Below are 18269 nucleotides of genomic sequence, written 5' to 3' on the forward strand. Positions count from 1 at the left end.
CATCCCATGCTGGCCTTCCTAAACCAGGTGCGTAAACCGACCCTCGATCTACCGCTCGATGAACGGCGCAAACTGTGGTTCAAACCGTTCATGCAGTCCTATCTGGTGGTCTTCATCGGCTACCTGACCATGTATTTGATCCGCAAAAACTTCAACATTGCGCAGAACGATATGATCTCTACCTACGGGTTGAGCATGACGCAACTGGGGATGATTGGGCTGGGTTTTTCGATCACCTACGGCGTGGGCAAAACGCTGGTCTCCTATTACGCTGACGGCAAAAACACCAAGCAATTCCTGCCGTTTATGCTGATCCTCTCTGCTATCTGTATGCTCGGCTTCAGCGCCAGCATGGGGACCGGCTCTACCAGCCTGTTCCTGATGATCGCGTTTTATGCCCTGAGCGGTTTCTTCCAGAGTACTGGCGGTTCGTGCAGCTACTCCACCATTACCAAATGGACGCCTCGCCGTAAGCGCGGCACCTTCCTGGGTTTGTGGAACATCTCTCACAACCTGGGCGGCGCGGGCGCGGCGGGTGTGGCGCTGTTCGGCGCAAACTACCTGTTCGACGGTCATGTGATCGGCATGTTTATCTTCCCGTCAATCATCGCGTTGATTGTCGGTTTTATCGGTCTGCGTTTTGGTAGCGACTCCCCGGAATCTTACGGTCTTGGCAAAGCGGAAGAGCTGTTTGGCGAAGAGATCAGCGAAGAGGACAAGGAGACTGAAGACAACGAGATGACTAAATGGCAGATCTTTGTTGAGTATGTGCTGAAAAACAAAGTGATCTGGCTGCTGTGCTTCTCCAACATCTTCCTGTACGTGGTGCGCATCGGTATCGACCAGTGGTCCACCGTGTATGCCTTCCAGGAGCTGAAACTCTCCAAAGAGGTGGCGATTCAGGGCTTTACCTTGTTTGAAGTGGGTGCGCTGGTCGGTACGCTGCTGTGGGGCTGGCTTTCTGACCTGGCGAACGGACGTCGCGCGCTGGTCGCCTGCGTCGCGCTGGCGCTAATCATTGCCACGCTGGGCGTCTACCAGCATGCCAGCAACCAGTACGTTTATCTGGCTTCCCTGTTTGCGCTTGGTTTCCTGGTCTTTGGTCCGCAATTGTTAATCGGCGTAGCTGCCGTCGGCTTTGTACCGAAAAAAGCGATCGGCGCCGCCGATGGTATCAAAGGCACCTTTGCTTATCTGATTGGCGACAGCTTCGCCAAGCTGGGACTGGGGATGATTGCTGATGGTACGCCAGTCTTCGGTCTGACCGGCTGGGCGGGCACCTTCGCCGCGCTGGACACGGCCGCCATCGGCTGTATCTGCCTGATGGCCATTGTGGCCGTATTTGAAGAACGTAAAATTCGCCGTGAAAAGAAAATTCGGGAATTGAAAGTCGCTTAAGTGTGTATTAAGTAACGCTTTGCCCAGCTCAATGCTGGGCTTTTTTCTGGCTGATGTCATACACCACATTACGCAGCCACTGATGCGCCGGGTCACGATGCGTTCGCTCGTGCCAGGCCATACTCTTGGTGAAACCTTTAATCGGTAGCGGCGGCGGCAAAACCTGCATTCGGGCGTCGGCATACGCCAGCCTTGCCGGAACCACGGCAATCATATCGCTGATGGCGAGTACGTCCGGCAATACCAGAAAACTGCTCACCGATAATCCAATCTGCCGTTTGCGCCCGACCTCTGCCAGCGCATCGTCGGTCACGCCCCAGAAGCTTTCACCTTCGTAAGACACCAGCGCGTGTTCCAGTGTGCAGAAACGGTCCAGGGTTAAGGTTTTATGGGCAGCAGGATGGTCGGCGCGCAGGATGCAGACGTACGCTTCGTCATAAAGCCCCTGACTGGTGAGCTTTAATGCGGGGATGACCGGTAAAGAGAGAAATGTCCTCTGGATAAACGGCTTTGCGGCAGTTCATCTTATTGATCAGCAGCGTCAGCACGTTCAGGTTGCGGTGCTTTTTGCGTTGAAAATCATTTTGGTGGATTAGTATTCGCAGACAGTTTCCAGATATCATGAGCGCTGATAAAGCAGGAGAACTCATGGTCTGGATAATGCTGGCCACACTGGCAGTGGTGTTTGTTATCGGTTTTCGGGTGCTCACTTCCGGGTCCCGACGGGCGATTCGCCGTCTGAGCGAGCGCCTTGGTATTGATGTAGTGCCAGTAGAATCGATGATCGATCAAATGGGCAAAACGCAAGGCGAGGCGTTTTTACAGTATCTGCATCGCCCCGATGAATCGCATTTGCAAAATGCCGCGCAGGTACTGCTGATCTGGCAGAACGTGATTGTGGACGGTAACGATCAGAGCCTGCAGCAGTGGCATCGTTTGTTGCAAAAAGCCCGTCTGGCGGCACCGATCACCGACGCACAGGTGCGCCTAGCGCTGGGTTTTCTGCGCGAAATGGAGCCTGATATGCAGGAGATTAACGCTTTTCAGATGCGCTACAACGCGTTCTTTCAGCCTGAAGATGGCGTACACTGGTTGCACTGATATCAATATTCATGATGATGATTATCCTGAATCGCAATTATATTTATATCTTATCCTCGCGCATGATGTCCCTCGTTAACTCTTACGACGAGGTTCATCATGAAACAAGCCACTTAACCAAACTCAACGCCCGCTTCCGCTTTACCACTTTTGGTTTTCCGATTGAGGCGCAAATTACGGAATATGTGCCGTCCGTTGATGGTCGGACCGCGCGTGACGCTGGATTGGCAAGCGTGTAAATAGCGTAACGAGACAGATTGATTTTATAGCCAATAGGCTATAATTTACCTATAGCTTATTGGCTATGAGGGATCGCTCATGTGGGATGTTGAGACAACGGATGTTTTCGACAGGTGGTTTGATGAACAGACTGAAGCACTCAAGGAGGACATGCTCGCCGCTATGATTATTTTGTCCGAGTATGGCCCCCAATTGGGAAGACCGTTTGCGGATACGGTGAACGACTCCGCTTTTTCGAATATGAAAGAGCTACGCATTCAGCATCAAGGTAACCCAATCCGGGCGTTCTTCGTGTTTGATCCTTCTCGTCATGGCATAGTGTTGTGCGCTGGAGATAAAACGGGGCTAAACGAGAAGAAATTCTATAAGGATATGATCAAGTTAGCAGATGCTGAGTACAGGAAACACCTTAATAAGTAAGGAAAAATTATGGCTACCCTTAAAGAGTTGATGGCTAAACAAACCCCGGAAAGTCAGGCGCGTATTGCTGAGAAAGTTGAGGAGATGCACCAGGCTATCGCGTTAAATATGTTAAGGGAAGAACTTAACCTGTCGCAGGCAGAACTGGCCGCAGCAATGGGCGTTAAGCAGCCAACCATTGCAAAAATGGAACAGGCTGACAATGATCCTCGCCTCTCTACGTTGAAACGTTATGTAGCAGCGCTGGGTGGCGAGCTAAGTATTGATGTTAAGTTGCCTACAGGTAAGAGAGTGGCGTTCCATATTTAATGCGCCTGGATGACGTATTCTTTCGGTGTAAGGCGTTTTAGTTGCTAAAACGTTAAGTGTGTCACATTTAAAATGTTACACTGCGTAACTTTTCCACAAAAAAATCGACGCAGGTAACAAAATGAGTGAATGTATAGCTGAAAAATCCCGCGCTGAAGAAATGACCCGACCCAACTGGTCTGCGGTATTTGCTGTGGCGTTCTGCGTCGCCTGTCTGATCACCGTGGAATTTCTGCCTGTCAGCCTGCTGACGCCAATGGCGCAGGATCTGGGGATCTCTGAGGGTGTTGCCGGTCAGTCAGTAACCGTAACCGCGTTTGTCGCCATGTTTGCCAGCCTGTTTGTTACCCAAATTATCCAGGCGACCGACCGTCGCTATGTGGTGATTTTGTTTACTGTTCTGCTGACGCTTTCGTGCTTGCTGGTTTCGTTTGCCAACTCCTTTACATTGCTGCTGATGGGGCGTGCATGTCTCGGACTGGCGCTTGGCGGCTTCTGGGCGATGTCTGCGTCACTCACTATGCGGCTGGTTCCGGCACGTACGGTGCCGAAAGCGCTGTCGGTGATTTTCGGCGCGGTCTCTATTGCACTGGTGATCGCTGCGCCATTGGGCAGTTTTTTAGGCGGTATTATCGGCTGGCGTAACGTCTTTAATGCGGCGGCGGTGATGGGGGTGCTGTGCATTCTCTGGGTGATGAAAACCTTACCTTCTCTGCCTGGCGAACCGTCGCACCAAAAGCAAAACATGCTGAGCCTGTTGCAACGTCCTGGCGTGATGGCCGGGATGATTGCCATTTTCCTGTCTTTTGCCGGTCAGTTCGCGTTTTTTACCTACATCCGCCCGCTGTATATGAATCTGGCGGGCTTTGACGTTGATGGTCTGACGCTGGTGCTGTTGAGTTTTGGTATTGCCAGCTTTGTCGGTACTTCGATCTCTTCCGTTATCCTCAAACGTTCGGTCAAACTGGCGCTGGCGGGCGCACCGCTGGTGCTGGCCGTGAGCGCATTGGTGCTGACATTATGGGGGAGCGAAAAAGCGGTGGCGGCAGGGATCGCCATCCTCTGGGGACTGGCGTTTGCGCTGGTGCCGGTAGGGTGGTCAACGTGGATCACGCGCACGCTTGCCGATCAGGCGGAAAAAGCCGGATCTATTCAGGTCGCGGTGATCCAGCTGGCGAACACCTGTGGCGCAGCGGCAGGGGGTTATGCAATCGACAATCTGGGTTTGCTGTCACCGTTGGTGCTTTCCGGTAGTTTGATGCTGCTGACGGCGCTGTTGGTCGCCTCGAAAGTGCGCATAAAAAGCGTCCATCCGTAAACGGGAAGGGTGACCCGCAGGTCACCCTGTTGCTTAATTAAAGCCGTTATTCTCAGCCGTTTCGGCAAACCATTTGCCGCTCTGTTTGATGGTGCGCTGTTGAGTTTCTAAATCTAACTGCACAAAACCGTAGCGGTTTTTATAGCCGTTCAACCATGACCAGTTATCAATAAAGGTCCACATATGGTAGCCAAGGCAATTGCAGCCTTCGCTAATCCCTTTGTGCAGCCACTTCAGATGTTCACTGACAAATTCAATGCGGTAATGGTCGTTAATGTGACCATCATGGAGAAAGCGCTGCTCGTTCTCGACCCCCATACCGTTTTCAGAAATAAAGCAACGCGGGTTACCGTAATGATCGCGCAGGTTGGTAATAATATCGTAAATACCCGGTTCATAAATTTCCCAGCCGCGGTAGGGATTCATTTTCCGGCCCGGCATGTCGTAGTAATCAAATAATGCTTCCGGCATAAAGGGAGCGTCAGGGTTCACCGCATTATCCCGACACTTCACGCGGCGTGGCTGATAGTAATTGATCCCCAGCAGGTCAATCTTGCCGTCGGCAATCAGTTCTTTGTCGCCGGGCTGACACGCGGGGAGTTGATCGTACTCTTGCAACAAGGCGATCAGGTCGGCGGGATATTCCCCTTTCAGCACCGGATCCAGGAAGCTGCGGTTAAACAGCAGATCCGCATGATGGGCTGCTTTAACGTCTGCCGGATGCGCCGAGCGCGGGTAAGAGGGCGTTAAGTTGATCACCACGCCAATTTCACCGTCGTGGTTTGCGGCACGATACGCGCGAACCGCGACCGAATGCGCCAGCACCGTATGGTACGCCACGGTAGCCGCGCGTTTGAAATCCACCACGTTGGGGTAATGGAAGTCATATAAATAACCCCCTTCGACTGGAACAATCGGCTCGTTGAAGGTAAACCAGTGCTTAACCCGGTTGCCAAACAGATCGAAACAGATTTGCGCATAGCGACCAAAAGCCGCCACCACGTCCCGGTTTTCCCACCCGCCTTTCTCCTGCATCACCATCGGCATATCAAAGTGGAACAGTGTAATAAACGGCGTGATGCCCTGCGCCAGTAACTCATCGATTATATGATTGTAGAACTCAACGGCTTCAGGATTGACTTCGCCGGTACCGTCGGGAATCAGGCGCGACCAGCTTAGCGAAGTACGGAAACTGTTATGTTTCAGCTGTTTTAGCAGTGCGATGTCCTGTTTCCAGTGTTGGTAAAATCCAGAGGTATTTTCTGGACCAATCCCTTGATGGAAACGACCTGGCTGGCGCGCGAACCACACATCCCATGTGGTCTGGCTTTTGCCGCCGTTCAGGCTGTCGCCTTCGGTTTGCAGCGCCGAGCAGGCACTGCCCCACCAAAAGTTTTCAGGAAAACGGTAACGCATTGTTTTTTCTCCTTGGTCAGCAACAAATGTCTGTTCCAAAGAGAATAGGTTAATTTTGCAAAAAGAAACCGGTTACAGCGCCCGTTTTCACGGTATCACGGTCGAGATAAACGACGCGGTGGCCTGTGCTACATATCAGGGCATTCAACCTTGCCCAGCGCTTCCCAGTAGTTGTTCTGGTTATTTCGCTCGATGGCAATGATCGCTTCACGGATATGTTGCTGATTAGTTTCACCAGACATGATGCTTTTTTCCCATGCCTGATCTGACATTGAGGCCTGCGGTGTACAGATTTTACGTAAGTCGTTCAGCACCGTTGTCTTTTCATTCGCAGTCTGGAGCCCGCCGTAAGCCGAGTTGGCCTGCGCAATCCCTGGTAAGACGAGCAGGGCGGTCACGAGCGGTAACACGATTCGTTTCATGGTCATCATCCTTTTATCAATGCGCATCATCACTAGAGTAAGTGTAGACAGTTCAGTGCTCTCTCATCAGCCTGTGCTACCTTCAATAATGGGTTCAGCCATAAGTTGTAGTTTTTCAGAGGGATAAAATGCAGATACAGATAACCGATACGGTGACCGAAGACGACCAGAATGCGCTCTTTAAAGGGCTGCGAGCCTATAACGCACAGTATATTAAAACGACGAATTTCGGCGAACTTGCTGTCTACTGGTGGGATTCGCAAGGTGAGATGCAGGGGGGATTAATTGCGAAAATCAAAGGTGACTGGTTGTGCATTGAGTATTTGTGGGTGAATGAATCCTTACGTAAAGCGGGTTACGGCAGCAAGCTGATGCAGGCGGTGGAGCAAACTGCGCAGGCGCGGGGCTGTCTGCATGCGATGGTCGATACCTTCAGCTTCCAGGCGCTGCCGTTTTACCAGAAGCATGGCTATACACAGCAAATGACCTTGCCGGATTTTCCGGAAAAAGGCATTTTCCGCCACTATTTATCGAAAACATTTTGATGACCGGATGGCGGAGCCAGAAGAATACCAGGATTTCTGCCACCCGGTCTTTTCCCGTTATGCCTTTTTCTTCTTGCTGATGCTTTTTCGATTTTTAATCCGCCGTCCCCTTCCCGTTATAGTCATTTCATTACCCTCTGGCGGTTATTTTAAAAGGATAAAAACGTGAAATTGACGATACCTCATGTCTGGACAGGCACGGCAGTGCTGCTGGCGGGATTGCTGCTGGCAGGCTGCGATCAGCAAAGCAGTGATGCAAAACACATCAAGGTGGGCGTGATTAACGGCGCCGAGCAGGATGTGGCGGAGGTTGCCAAAAAAGTGGCAAAAGAGAAGTACGGCCTGGAGGTCGAACTGGTTGGCTTTAGCGGTTCGCTGCTGCCCAACGACGCCACCAATCATGGCGAACTGGATGCCAACGTCTTCCAGCACCGTCCGTTCCTCGAGCAGGATAACAAGGCGCACCACTACACGCTGGTAGCGGTGGGCAATACGTTTGTCTTCCCGATGGCGGGCTATTCGAAAAAAATTAAAACTGTTGATCAACTGAAAGAGGGCGCAACGGTGGCGATCCCAAATGACCCAACCAACCTTGGTCGCGCGCTTTTATTGCTGCAAAAAGAAAAGCTGATCACGCTGAAAGAGGGGAAAGGGCTGCTGCCAACCGCGCTGGATATTACAGACAATCCGCGTCATCTGAACATTATGGAACTGGAAGGCGCGCAGCTGCCGCGTGTCCTGGACGATGCCAAAGTCGATGTGGCGATCATCAGCACCACCTACATTCAGCAAACCGGGTTGTCTCCGGTGCATGACAGCGTGTTTATTGAAGATAAAAACTCGCCGTATGTGAACATTCTGGTGGCTCGGGAAGACAATAAAGACGCCGAAAACGTGAAAGAATTTCTTCAGTCTTATCAGTCGCCTGACGTTGCCAAAGCGGCGGAGAAAATTTTTAACGGCGGCGCGGTGCCGGGCTGGTGATGCTTGCCCGTTGCCGCGCCGCAGAGCGTTATGCCGGTCTGGCGCGGCGGCGGGAGTCCATTGAAATCAGCACCACCGAGGAGAGGATCAACAGCGTACCCAGCCAGTCCGGCAGGGTGAACGTGATCCCCAGTAACAGCAATGAGAGCAACGCGCTGCTCAATGGCTCTGCGCAGCTCAGAATACTGGCTCTCGGCCCGCCAATCATCTGAGCGCCTTTCAGGTGCAGGCTAAACGTCAGCGACGTGCCAATCACCACCAGATAGAAAAACGCCAGAATCAGACTGCCATTGACCACGAAGTGGGTGCCCTCTGTGGCGTAAAACGGCAACAGGAGCGCCCCGCCGATTAACATACTCCAGCCGACAATCGGTAACGTGCCGTAGCGTGCAATCAGCGTAGAGGGGTATGTCGTATAAAACGCGGCGGCAAAGGCCGAGGCGATCCCCCAGAATAGCGCGGAAGCTGAAATAGACAGCGACGTCGGGTTGCCGTGAGTCACCAGTAAAAAAGTGCCGATAAGAGAGGTGAGAATGGCGGTCAGTACCAACATGCCAGGCCGCGCTTTACGCACCAGCGCGAACCACGCCACGATAATCGTCGGTGACAAAAATTGCAGCACCGTGGCGGTAGCGGCGTTGGATTTCTCGATAGTGAGCAGGAAGGTCAGCTGTACGGTGAGCGCCCCGGCGATGGAAAAGACAAGCAGGCTCAGGGCGTCTTTGCGATTCCTGAAGAGGGAAAACACCTTATCGCCATGCACGAAAGAGAGCATCAGCAAAATCAGTCCGGCGAATATCAGACGCGTCATTGTCAGAAACTGCGACGACATCTGGCTTTGCTCCATGATGTACTGCGCGCACACCCCTGAACTGCCCCACAATACGGCGGCGATCAGGACGTTCATCATCCCTCTTCTGGTGGAACTCATTTTTTCCTCTGCGTGTTGTTTTGTCTTTTTTATGTGCAGGCATCATAGCAGAGATGGCGGGCATGGCGTCACCGGTAACCGCGTGGAAAAACGGTCTGAATAATTCGATGGCAAACTGGCAGTAGAACGGGAAAAATGGCCTGACGGCGACAGGATTTATACCCGGGGAGTGCACATGTTCCGCCTTGAAGATCTCACGTTGTTTGTCCGCGCTGCGGCGTTAAACAGTTTTAGTGATGCCGCGCGAGAAGTGGGCGTGCAACCTGCTCAGGTCAGTTCAGCCATCAAGCGGCTGGAGTCCGTGTTAAACATTCGATTATTCGCCCGCTCGACCCGCAGTCTGCGTTTGACGCCAGAAGGCGAGATCTGGCTGCCCTACGCCCGCCAGATGCTGGAGGCGATGTACGCCGGGTTGCAAAAGATCCAGACGCCGGACGATGAGATTTCCGGGACGCTGCAAATAGCCGTGCCGTCTGATCTTGGGCGAAACCTGTTGCTGCCTGTTTTTCAGTCCTTCCGCCGTCGCCATCCTGCGCTACGGCTGCGGATATTTTTCTCTGATCAGATTGCGGATGTATTCAAAGATCCGGTGGATGTCGCGTTTCGTTATGGGCACTCCGAAGACGCCTCATATATCGCGCTACCTGTTGCACCCGGTAATCGCCGCGTGCTGGTGGCTTCGCCAGACTGGATTGCGCAACAGGGCGAACCGCGCAGCCCGGAGGATTTGACGCAGTGCAATGCACTGACATTCGTGCTGCGTGGACGCCTTCATGACCGTTGGACGTTCATCCGCAATGGCGAAGTCAGCAGCGTGCAGGTGAATGGCGTCATGATGAGCGATGATGCTGAAGTCATCCGGCGGCTGGCGATTGCCGGGGAAGGGATTGCGTACAAGTCCTGGCTGGACGTCAGTGACGATGTGCGAGACGGAAAGTTACAGGTGCTGATGCCGGAATATCAAGGAGAGAGCGCGCCATTAAACATGATCTGCCCGCATCGCAAACAACTCTCCACTGCGGTGCGCTTACTGCATGAAGCGGTAAAAGCGCGCTGCGACGCGCTGGCGTCGTCACTTCCCTGAAAACGAAAATGCCGCGAAATGCTGGCTGTACCAAACGCGCCATTAAGAACGTCCGGTTCAAGGATATGCTTTTGATACAGCCTGTGAACGCCGTAAGTTACGCGTCTTTCTCCATACTGTCTTTACTTTGAATCAGCCTGAGCGCCAGATAAAGGTCGGGAGTAAAGATAATATTACTCTCGTCCATCATCGGTCGGTGTTCAGTAAACCAGCGGGTTAACTCCGTTTTCCTGCCTGCCAGCACTAACATAATCTTGCGGGTCTGGAGTTCATTAATTAATTCATCAATGGTGGCTAACACGCTGATATCCGGATGGGTAAAACAGGCGACGGCATCAATCACCACCCATTTGGGTTCAAACGCTGCGCCATCAACCAGATTCAGTATCCGCCGTTTAAAATAGGCGGCATTAAAATAGGTCAGGGGGGAATTAAAGCGATACATCATGACCCCTGGAACCATTTTGATATCGTTTGTATTACCTAAGGAGTGGATCATCCCATTTTCATCTGTCCCGAGCAGTTGCTCAGTAGGACGAAATACAGTACGCAAAAATTGCAGCAACCCCAGTAATACAGCAAGCCCGATTCCCTGGAGCACCCCAATCAGCAACACACAAACAAACGTAAAGCAGGCCAGACGAAAGGCCGGTTTATTTCTTTTTCTCAGTCCCCACAGCCCACGTAAATCGATCAGCGACCATGACGCATAAATTAACACCACACCGAGGGCGGAGACCGGGATGTATTTTAAGGGTTCGGTGAAAAAGAAGACGATAATCGCAATCACCAGCGCGGCGATAATAGACACCAACTGGCTTTTACCGCCGTTGGCGTCATTCACTGCGGTGCGGGAGTCTGCGCCGCTTATTGCAAATCCCTGCGATAAGCCGGACATGATGTTCGCAATACCGAGGGCCCGGAATTCAACATCGGCGTTAATCCCATAGCCGTTTTTGGCCGCAAAGCTGCGTGCTGTCAGCATCAGGCTGACAAAACTGATTAACGCCAGGTTCAGCGCCGGGATCACCAAATCACGCATTAAACCGGGTTTGAACGTTCCCCAGTGGACAACAGGCAGACCTGACTGAAAGTTATCGCCGCCAATGGTGGCAACACCATACTGCTGTGCCGGGGTACACCACATCAGTAGTGTCATGATGATAATGGCAATCAAAGGGGCAGGCCATTGACTGCGAAACTTCTTGATGATGAGGAGGATGGCTAACGTTAAGAGTGAAATCGCGGTGGTTAATAAATGGCTGTCCGGGATCCGGCCCGGTAAGGCAATAATTTTCTCAATCACCTGCGACTGGTTGAGCGTAATCCCCATCACTTTTCCCAGTTGCCCCACGATAATGGTGATGGCAACACCGTTAAGTAAACCGGTCAGGATCGGGTGTGACAGCAGGTCGGCAATGGCGCCAAGCCGAAACTGGCTGGCAAGAATACACCATCCCCCCATCATCAGTGTCATGACAATTGTCAGTTGCCAGTGCAGCTCGGGGTTTCCGGCGGCCAGAGGAATGACGACGGCCGCGATCACGGCGCAGGTGGTGGCATCGGGGCCGACAATCAGCTGTCGGGAAGAACCAAACAGCGCATAGGCAATCATCGGTAAAATACAGGAATACAGCCCGACGACAGCCCCCACGCCGGCCAGCTCGGCATATGCAATGGCAACGGGAAGCGCCACCGCCGCGACGGATAATCCAGCTCGAATATCCTGTTTTAGCCAGCTTTTTTCGTAATCTAATAAATTCTTTAAGCCTGGCATGTAATTTAAAAGAATATATTTGAGCATAGTACTCTCCGGATACGGGTTAACTGCTCTACGGCATCGGGCGGACATATCATGCAATGTGAAATGCTACGCGTCGCTGAATGAGTATGGATGCCAGCGACGTCACGCTCCAGCGGGAGCGTTACTAACCAAAATCCGGCGGGAGGCATTGTATCAGAAGCGGCAGAACGCTGAGTAGGCTCGCAATGGGGAATAGGTGCTATGGCGTGGCGGGGGGAGCGAGGGTCACCTCAGGGCGCAGCGACCAGGTGACCCGTTGACCGACTGCAATCAGTGCGCGAACGACATCGCCCCTTCAATCTCTTTCAGCTTTCGTTGCGCCGTTTTCAACTCCGCAAGCAGCGTTTGTTCTTGTTCGCTCCCGGTCATCAGAACAAGACATCCCCCCGCGACTTTGACCGTCACCTGTTGCCCGGTATCAAATCCTGCTTCTCGTAACCACTTCCCTGAAAGCGTCAGGCTGGGTGTGCTTTTATTCGTGCCCTGCGGGCGATATCCCACAATGAGCGTGCGATCGGTTTTTGCAATCGGGGTGTCTGGGGTAGAATGCGGATCAGCCATAATCAACTCCTTGATAGTTGGTGAGGTTAGACGCCCTTTAGTGCTCCAACACTGCGGGGCGTTGTCAAAATTACGAATCCATGTGGTAGGTACCACATGCAGATAAACTAACCGAAGTGGTACCTACCATGCAAGAGAAAAAGAAACCCAATTTTGACCGTACCAAAAGCACGATGAAGAACATCCGGTTTGAAGATGAGCTTTTGGAACAGATTGAGAAAGCTGCGGGGAAAGGGAATTTTAGTAAGTGGGTAAAAGAAGCATGTTTAGAGCGATTGAAAAAAGATAGTTAATGGAAATTCAGGAGGAACTATCTTGTTCTAGTTTCTTGGCAGCCAATCCGTCAACGAAAAACCTATATGATGCGTAAATAAATAGCACAATTTGCCCAATTCCAATAATAAGAGATGGTCTTACTAAAAGTAATGTATAAAAGACAAGACTGGGACCTATTCCTGTTAGGAAAACCTTTGCAATATACCATTCCCAACCTTCCCTTTTTTTATTTTTTGAGGAAGAAATCAACGCTGAAGATAAAAAAGTTAAAGATTGTCCAAATATGATAAAACTCGCAATCGACCAGTCACTGGCTAAAATTATCTCTTGCCACTTTTTTTCCGATGCCTTTACTATAATCATAAGTGAAAATGGAACAATGACAAATGCATAGGCAGCTAAAAGACTTTTCAAATGCTTAGAATAACTCATTCTGTGCCTCATCACTTGAAATTACACTTATCACTTTTAAAATTTCAGCTCTTTTTATTTCTGTTTTTCTTTTGGTCTTATATGCCTCAATCTTTACAATTGCGATCATGCAATACTTTGCTGTTATTACAGGAAGTTTCCCTGTTTGATATCGATTCAACCAAGTCTTATTTTCCATGAATGCAAGATATTGCTTTCCTGTTGTACGACTTCGAACAAGCCATTGAGAATCACCAAAATTAACTGGTTTTATAATATCCAAATAATCTTTCGTTGTGTTTATTATATGTTCACCTTTTATTAGCATTTCTTCAGGTGCGACTGAAACTCTCATTTTAGTATTAAGATAGTAAACATTATCATCTTCACAAGTTTTGTGACATATTACAACCTCCTCTCCTTTTTCTAGCAATTGGTTAGCTGATGATATATCTGAAATAATCTCTGTGAATTTAATCCTGTCTAAATGAGGTGAGATTTTATTGTATTCTTCTGTTATTTTTGATTCTTGAGATTCTATTAGTTTTTCTATTTTTTCCGTAGAATCAAGTTCATCTACATCGATAAGATCATTTATTAAACTCATTGATTGATTATTAATGAATTGTCCTAAACCATTTGCAATGGAGTTTAGAATTGATTTTATTGAACCCCTCTCAATATCTGACAATATCAATTCGTATTTAACGTCAAGGTCTAAACTATCAGCCAATAAGTTTCCATATTTTTTTTTGCGCTGATATATATAATGCCATAGCCGAAAAAATATCTTCTGGATTTTTTCTATCAGAATTATAATCAATTTTTATGCTGATTTGACTTTCCATGTTCAACCCTAAAATTAAATAGCGAGCAATTTTATGATATGAGCATAAATATAATTGTCTAGATAAAATATAGAAAAAATGAAGATTTTGGCGGAAGATCACAGGAGTCGAACCTGCCCGGGACCGCTGGCGGCCCCAACTGGATTTGAAGTCCAGCCACCTCACCGGAGATGACGATCTTCCGCGCCTCGATTGCTACATGGAGGCGGGGCGCATTATAGCTACTTCCTGGCGTTTCCACATCACTAATCACACTTTTTTCCGTACCGTTTCGTCTTACTATGATCGGTTTCATATAAATCCTTATAAAATCCACTAGTTACAACTTCACCTCTCCTGCAGCGTTACACCGATCACAGAAAACAAGAATCGTAAGTTAATAACAAAATAACGGAATACTCGCGCCCAGAAGTATGATTTACAACGTCTGTAACCGGTCTCATAGCACCAAGGATAAGCAGATGAAGAGTGAAGTGTTATCCGTCAAAGAGAAGATTGGCTATGGCATGGGTGACGCCGCCAGCCATATTATTTTCGATAACGTTATGTTGTACATGATGTTTTTCTATACCGATATTTTCGGTATTCCCGCCGGGTTTGTTGGCACCATGTTCCTGCTGGCGCGCGCGCTGGATGCCATTTCCGACCCGTGCATGGGGCTGATTGCCGACCGCACCCGCAGCCGCTGGGGCAAATTCCGTCCGTGGATTTTGTTCGGCGCCATTCCGTTTGGCCTCGTCTGCGTGTTGGCCTACACCACGCCGGATCTCAGCCTGAACGGTAAAATGGTGTACGCCGCCGTTACCTACACGCTGCTGACCCTGCTCTATACCGTGGTCAACATCCCGTATTGCGCGCTGGGCGGCGTGATCACCAACGACCCGACGCAGCGTATCTCGTTGCAGTCCTGGCGCTTTGTGCTGGCGACGGCGGGCGGCATGCTCTCCACGGTGCTGATGATGCCGCTGGTGAAACTGATTGGCGGCGACGACAAAGCCTTTGGCTTCCAGGGCGGGATCGCGGTGCTCTCCGTGGTGGCGTTCCTGATGCTGGCATTTTGCTTCTTCACCACCAAAGAGCGCATCCAGGTGCCGCCAAGCACCACCTCCATGCGTGAAGACCTGCGCGATATCTGGCAAAACGACCAGTGGCGCATCGTCGGCGTGCTCACCATTCTTAATATCCTTGCCGTCTGCGTGCGCGGCGGCGCGATGATGTACTACTGCACCTGGATCATGGGCTCGCCGGAAGTGTTCGTCGCGTTCCTCACCACCTACTGCGTCGGCAACCTGATCGGCTCCGCACTCGCCAAACCGCTCACCGACTGGAAATGCAAAGTCAGCATCTTCTGGTGGACCAACGCCGCACTGGCGGTGGTGAGCGTGGCGATGTTCTTCGTGCCGATGCAGGCCACAATCATGATGTTCGCCTTTATCTTCGTGATTGGCGTGCTGCACCAACTGGTCACGCCGATTCAGTGGGTGATGATGTCCGACACCGTCGATTATGGTGAATGGACCAACGGCAAACGCCTGACGGGCATCAGCTTTGCGGGCACGCTGTTCGTGCTGAAGCTGGGCCTGGCGCTGGGCGGCGCGCTCATCGGCTGGATGCTGGCAGGCGGCGGTTACGATGCCGCCGCCAAAACCCAGAACAGCGCCACCCTCAGCATCATCATTGGCCTGTTCACTCTGGCTCCGGCGGTGTGCTACGTGCTGAGCGCGATTATCGCCAAACGCTATTACACGCTGAAAACGCCGTTCCTGACCAAAATTATGGGCGAGCTGGCGCAGGGCGCGCGTCGCAACCAGCAGGCGTTTGAGGACCTGCCGATCAGCAAAGAATTACGGAACTAAGAGGATAAGAGTATGAAAATCAGTGACGGAAACTGGCTGATCCAGCCAGGTCTGAACGTGACGTATCCGGTTCAGGTCTTCGATGTGGAGCAGCAGGGCAACGACCTGGTGGTGTACGTTGCGCCGCGCGACGTGCGTGAACGCACTTGGCAACTGGACACGCTGATGTTCACGGTTCGCCTGTTCTCGCCGCAGGAAGGGATTGTTGGCGTGCGCATCGAGCATTTCCAGGGGGCGTTAGATAACGGCCCACACTATCCGCTTAACGTTCTGCAAGACGTGAAGGTCACGATTGAAAACAACGCCGACTATGCCGAACTCACAAGCGGCAACCTGAGCGTGCGCGTCACCAAAGGTGAGTTCTGGGCGCTGGATTTCCTGCGCGACGGGCAGCGCATCACCGGCAGCCAACTGAAAAACAACGGCTACGTGCAGGATGGCAACACCGAGCGCAATTATATGTTCGAGCGTCTGGATTTGGGCGTGGGTGAAGCGGTATACGGCCTGGGCGAGCGCTTTACCGCGCTGGTGCGCAACGGCCAGACGGTGGAAACCTGGAACCGCGACGGCGGCACCAGTACCGAGCAATCCTACAAAAACATTCCGTTCTACCTGACCAACCGCGGCTACGGCGTGCTGGTGAATCATCCGGAAAACGTCTCTTTTGAAGTCGGCTCCGAGAAAGTCTCTAAAGTGCAGTTCAGCGTTGAAGGCGAATATCTGGAATATTTCGTGATCGACGGCCCAACGCCAAAAGAGGTGCTCAACCGCTACACGCAGTTTACCGGTCGCCCGGCGCTGCCGCCCGCGTGGTCATTCGGCCTGTGGCTCACCACCTCGTTCACCACCAATTACGACGAAGCGACGGTCAACCGTTTCATCGACGGCATGGCAGAGCGCGACCTGCCGCTGCACGTCTTCCATTTCGACTGCTTCTGGATGAAGGCCTTCCAGTGGTGCGATTTCGAATGGGACCCGGTGACCTTCCCGGACCCGGAAGGGATGATCCGCCGCCTGAAAGACAAAGGGCTGAAAGTCTGTGTGTGGATAAACCCGTACATCGGCCAGAAATCGCCGGTATTCAAAGAGCTGAAAGAGAAAGGCTACCTGCTGAAACGCCCGGACGGCTCCCTGTGGCAGTGGGACAAATGGCAGCCGGGGCTGGCGATTTACGATTTCACCAACCCAGAAGCCTGTAAATGGTACGCCGATAAGCTGAAAGGTCTGGTCGATATCGGCGTGGATTGCTTCAAAACCGATTTCGGCGAGCGCATCCCGACTGACGTGCAGTGGTTTGACGGTGCCGATCCGCAGAGAATGCATAACCATTACGCCTACATCTACAACGAACTGGTGTGGAACGTGCTCAAAGAGACGGTGGGCGAAGAAGAGGCGGTGCTGTTTGCCCGTTCGGCTTCGGTGGGCGCGCAAAAATTCCCGGTTCACTGGGGCGGCGACTGCTACGCCAACTATGAATCGATGGCGGAAAGCCTGCGCGGTGGGTTGTCCATTGGCCTGTCCGGTTTTGGTTTCTGGAGCCACGACATCGGCGGGTTTGAAAATACTGCCCCGGCGCACGTCTACAAACGCTGGTGCGCTTTCGGGCTGCTCTCCAGCCACAGCCGCCTGCACGGCAGCAAATCTTACCGCGTGCCGTGGGCGTACGATGACGAGTCCTGCGACGTGGTGCGCCATTTCACACAGCTGAAGTGCCAGATGATGCCGTATCTGTATCGCCAGGCGGCGCTGGCCCGTGAACAGGGTACGCCGATGCTGCGCGCCATGATGCTGGAGTTCCCGGACGATCCGGCGTGCGATTACCTCGACCGCCAGTACATGCTGGGGGATGCGGTGATGGTGGCGCCGGTGTTCAGCGAGGCGGGCGACGTGCAGTTTTATCTGCCGGAAGGCCGCTGGACGCACCTGTGGCACAACGATGAACTGAACGGTAGCCGCTGGCACAAACAGCAGCACGATTTTCAGAGCCTCCCGGTTTATGTGCGTGACAACACCCTGCTGGCGCTCGGCAACAACAGCCAGAGGCCGGATTACGCCTGGCATGAAAGCACCGCTTTCCACCTGTTCCATCTGGAAGAGGGACACGAAGCGTTCTGCGAAGTCCCTGCCGCAGACGGTTCGGTGATCTTCACGTTAAAAGCGCAGCGTACCCGCAATACGCTCACGGTGACGGGCGAAGGCGACGCGCGCGACTGGACGTTGTGCCTGCGTAACATCCCGCAGATCGCTGACGTGAAAGGCGGTTCACATGCCAGCAGCGAGCGGGGTGTTGTGGTGAAAGTGACCGGAAATGAGCTGGTGATTCATCTGTGATGCTGTTCTCCTCT

The 18269-nt window shown here is 51.9% G+C and carries 19 protein-coding genes, 1 tRNA gene and 2 pseudogenes; 12 read left to right on the forward strand and 10 right to left on the reverse strand.

The features are described 5' to 3' along the window. Positions 1-6 precede the first annotated feature (6 nt). Complete coding sequence (uhpT, locus tag CJP72_RS15975; RefSeq protein WP_162382344.1) at positions 7-1398, forward strand: hexose-6-phosphate:phosphate antiporter; 1392 nt, start codon at positions 7-9, stop codon at positions 1396-1398. Between the two features lie 28 nt (positions 1399-1426). Here uhpT and CJP72_RS15980 read toward each other — a convergent pair. Next, positions 1427-1855, reverse strand: a pseudogene (locus CJP72_RS15980) (LysR substrate-binding domain-containing protein); the annotation flags it as partial. Positions 1856-2046: 191 nt separating this feature from the next. On the opposite strand from CJP72_RS15980, the gene CJP72_RS15985 reads away from it, so the two are divergent. The 5 genes and pseudogenes from CJP72_RS15985 (at position 2047) to nepI (ending at position 4786) form a co-directional block, all read left to right on the forward strand. Continuing rightward, the gene (locus tag CJP72_RS15985; RefSeq protein WP_162382345.1) at positions 2047-2499 is read left to right on the forward strand and encodes a DUF1198 domain-containing protein; all 453 of its coding nucleotides are present in this window, start codon (positions 2047-2049) and stop codon (positions 2497-2499) included. Between the two features lie 122 nt (positions 2500-2621). Beyond that, positions 2622-2720: pseudogene (locus tag CJP72_RS15990) on the forward strand (SRPBCC domain-containing protein); the annotation flags it as partial. Between the two features lie 97 nt (positions 2721-2817). After that, positions 2818-3159 carry a type II toxin-antitoxin system RelE/ParE family toxin gene (locus tag CJP72_RS15995; RefSeq protein ID WP_162382346.1) on the forward strand — a complete coding sequence of 114 codons (342 nt, stop codon included), beginning with the start codon at positions 2818-2820 and terminating at the stop codon, positions 3157-3159. A gap of 9 nt (positions 3160-3168) precedes the next feature. Next, the gene (locus CJP72_RS16000; RefSeq protein WP_162382347.1) at positions 3169-3468 is read left to right on the forward strand and encodes a helix-turn-helix domain-containing protein; all 300 of its coding nucleotides are present in this window, start codon (positions 3169-3171) and stop codon (positions 3466-3468) included. A gap of 121 nt (positions 3469-3589) precedes the next feature. Next, entirely contained in the window at positions 3590-4786 is a 1197-nt protein-coding gene (gene nepI, locus CJP72_RS16005; RefSeq protein WP_162382348.1) for a purine ribonucleoside efflux pump NepI, read from the forward strand. A 33-nt stretch (positions 4787-4819) separates the two neighbouring features. On the opposite strand, the gene CJP72_RS16010 is transcribed toward nepI, so the two are convergent. Together CJP72_RS16010 and CJP72_RS16015 are read right to left on the reverse strand one after the other, a co-directional pair. After that, positions 4820-6202 (reverse strand): glycoside hydrolase family 1 protein, encoded by a 1383-nt coding sequence (locus CJP72_RS16010; RefSeq protein ID WP_162382349.1) that lies wholly within the window; start codon positions 6200-6202, stop codon positions 4820-4822. Between the two features lie 128 nt (positions 6203-6330). Continuing rightward, the gene (locus CJP72_RS16015; protein ID WP_162382350.1) at positions 6331-6624 is read right to left on the reverse strand and encodes a YicS family protein; all 294 of its coding nucleotides are present in this window, start codon (positions 6622-6624) and stop codon (positions 6331-6333) included. Positions 6625-6752: 128 nt separating this feature from the next. Here CJP72_RS16015 and CJP72_RS16020 point away from each other — a divergent pair, with 128 nt between their 5' ends. Together CJP72_RS16020 and nlpA are read left to right on the forward strand one after the other, a co-directional pair. Beyond that, entirely contained in the window at positions 6753-7169 is a 417-nt protein-coding gene (locus CJP72_RS16020; protein WP_162382351.1) for a GNAT family N-acetyltransferase, read from the forward strand. A 165-nt stretch (positions 7170-7334) separates the two neighbouring features. Further along, positions 7335-8153 (forward strand): lipoprotein NlpA, encoded by an 819-nt coding sequence (nlpA, locus tag CJP72_RS16025; protein ID WP_162382352.1) that lies wholly within the window; start codon positions 7335-7337, stop codon positions 8151-8153. A 28-nt stretch (positions 8154-8181) separates the two neighbouring features. Here nlpA and CJP72_RS16030 read toward each other — a convergent pair whose 3' ends face one another. Then, positions 8182-9084 carry a carboxylate/amino acid/amine transporter gene (locus CJP72_RS16030; protein WP_162382353.1) on the reverse strand — a complete coding sequence of 301 codons (903 nt, stop codon included), beginning with the start codon at positions 9082-9084 and terminating at the stop codon, positions 8182-8184. A 175-nt stretch (positions 9085-9259) separates the two neighbouring features. Between CJP72_RS16030 and CJP72_RS16035 the strand changes: the two genes are divergently transcribed. Further along, positions 9260-10168 (forward strand): LysR family transcriptional regulator, encoded by a 909-nt coding sequence (locus CJP72_RS16035; protein ID WP_162382354.1) that lies wholly within the window; start codon positions 9260-9262, stop codon positions 10166-10168. A 97-nt stretch (positions 10169-10265) separates the two neighbouring features. Here the strand turns inward: CJP72_RS16035 and CJP72_RS16040 are convergent, their stop codons facing one another. Then, on the reverse strand, positions 10266-11972 hold the full coding sequence (locus CJP72_RS16040) for a SulP family inorganic anion transporter (protein ID WP_162382355.1): 1707 nt from the start codon (positions 11970-11972) through the stop codon (positions 10266-10268). Positions 11973-12242: 270 nt separating this feature from the next. Next, complete coding sequence (locus CJP72_RS16045) at positions 12243-12533, reverse strand: SymE family type I addiction module toxin (protein ID WP_162382356.1); 291 nt, start codon at positions 12531-12533, stop codon at positions 12243-12245. A gap of 128 nt (positions 12534-12661) precedes the next feature. Here CJP72_RS16045 and CJP72_RS16050 point away from each other — a divergent pair, with 128 nt between their 5' ends. Next, positions 12662-12826, forward strand: a complete 165-nt coding sequence (locus CJP72_RS16050; RefSeq protein WP_162382357.1) for a YlcI/YnfO family protein — start codon at positions 12662-12664, stop codon at positions 12824-12826. Positions 12827-12833: 7 nt separating this feature from the next. Here the strand turns inward: CJP72_RS16050 and CJP72_RS16055 are convergent, their stop codons facing one another. The 4 genes from CJP72_RS16055 to CJP72_RS16065 all read right to left on the reverse strand — a co-directional run bounded on the left by CJP72_RS16055 (position 12834) and on the right by CJP72_RS16065 (position 14251). After that, positions 12834-13241 (reverse strand): hypothetical protein, encoded by a 408-nt coding sequence (locus CJP72_RS16055; RefSeq protein WP_162382358.1) that lies wholly within the window; start codon positions 13239-13241, stop codon positions 12834-12836. After that, positions 13228-13953 (reverse strand): hypothetical protein, encoded by a 726-nt coding sequence (locus tag CJP72_RS16060; protein ID WP_162382359.1) that lies wholly within the window; start codon positions 13951-13953, stop codon positions 13228-13230. The genes CJP72_RS16055 and CJP72_RS16060 overlap by 14 nt, the downstream gene beginning before the upstream one ends. Next, a complete protein-coding gene (locus CJP72_RS25870; RefSeq protein WP_255498351.1) occupies positions 13946-14068 on the reverse strand; it encodes a hypothetical protein in 123 nt (40 codons plus the stop codon). The genes CJP72_RS16060 and CJP72_RS25870 overlap by 8 nt, the downstream gene beginning before the upstream one ends. Before the next feature lie 88 nt (positions 14069-14156). Then, positions 14157-14251 (reverse strand) — tRNA-Sec (locus tag CJP72_RS16065). A gap of 278 nt (positions 14252-14529) precedes the next feature. On the opposite strand from CJP72_RS16065, the gene CJP72_RS16070 reads away from it, so the two are divergent. Continuing rightward, positions 14530-15924 (forward strand): glycoside-pentoside-hexuronide family transporter, encoded by a 1395-nt coding sequence (locus CJP72_RS16070; RefSeq protein WP_162382360.1) that lies wholly within the window; start codon positions 14530-14532, stop codon positions 15922-15924. 12 nt (positions 15925-15936) lie between these two features. Then, positions 15937-18255 carry an alpha-xylosidase gene (yicI, locus tag CJP72_RS16075; RefSeq protein WP_162382361.1) on the forward strand — a complete coding sequence of 773 codons (2319 nt, stop codon included), beginning with the start codon at positions 15937-15939 and terminating at the stop codon, positions 18253-18255. Positions 18256-18269: the final 14 nt, after the last annotated feature.

Origin of the sequence: Citrobacter sp. NCU1 (assembly GCF_010231475.1) — a bacterium.
Taxonomy (GTDB): Bacteria; Pseudomonadota; Gammaproteobacteria; order Enterobacterales; family Enterobacteriaceae; genus Citrobacter_D.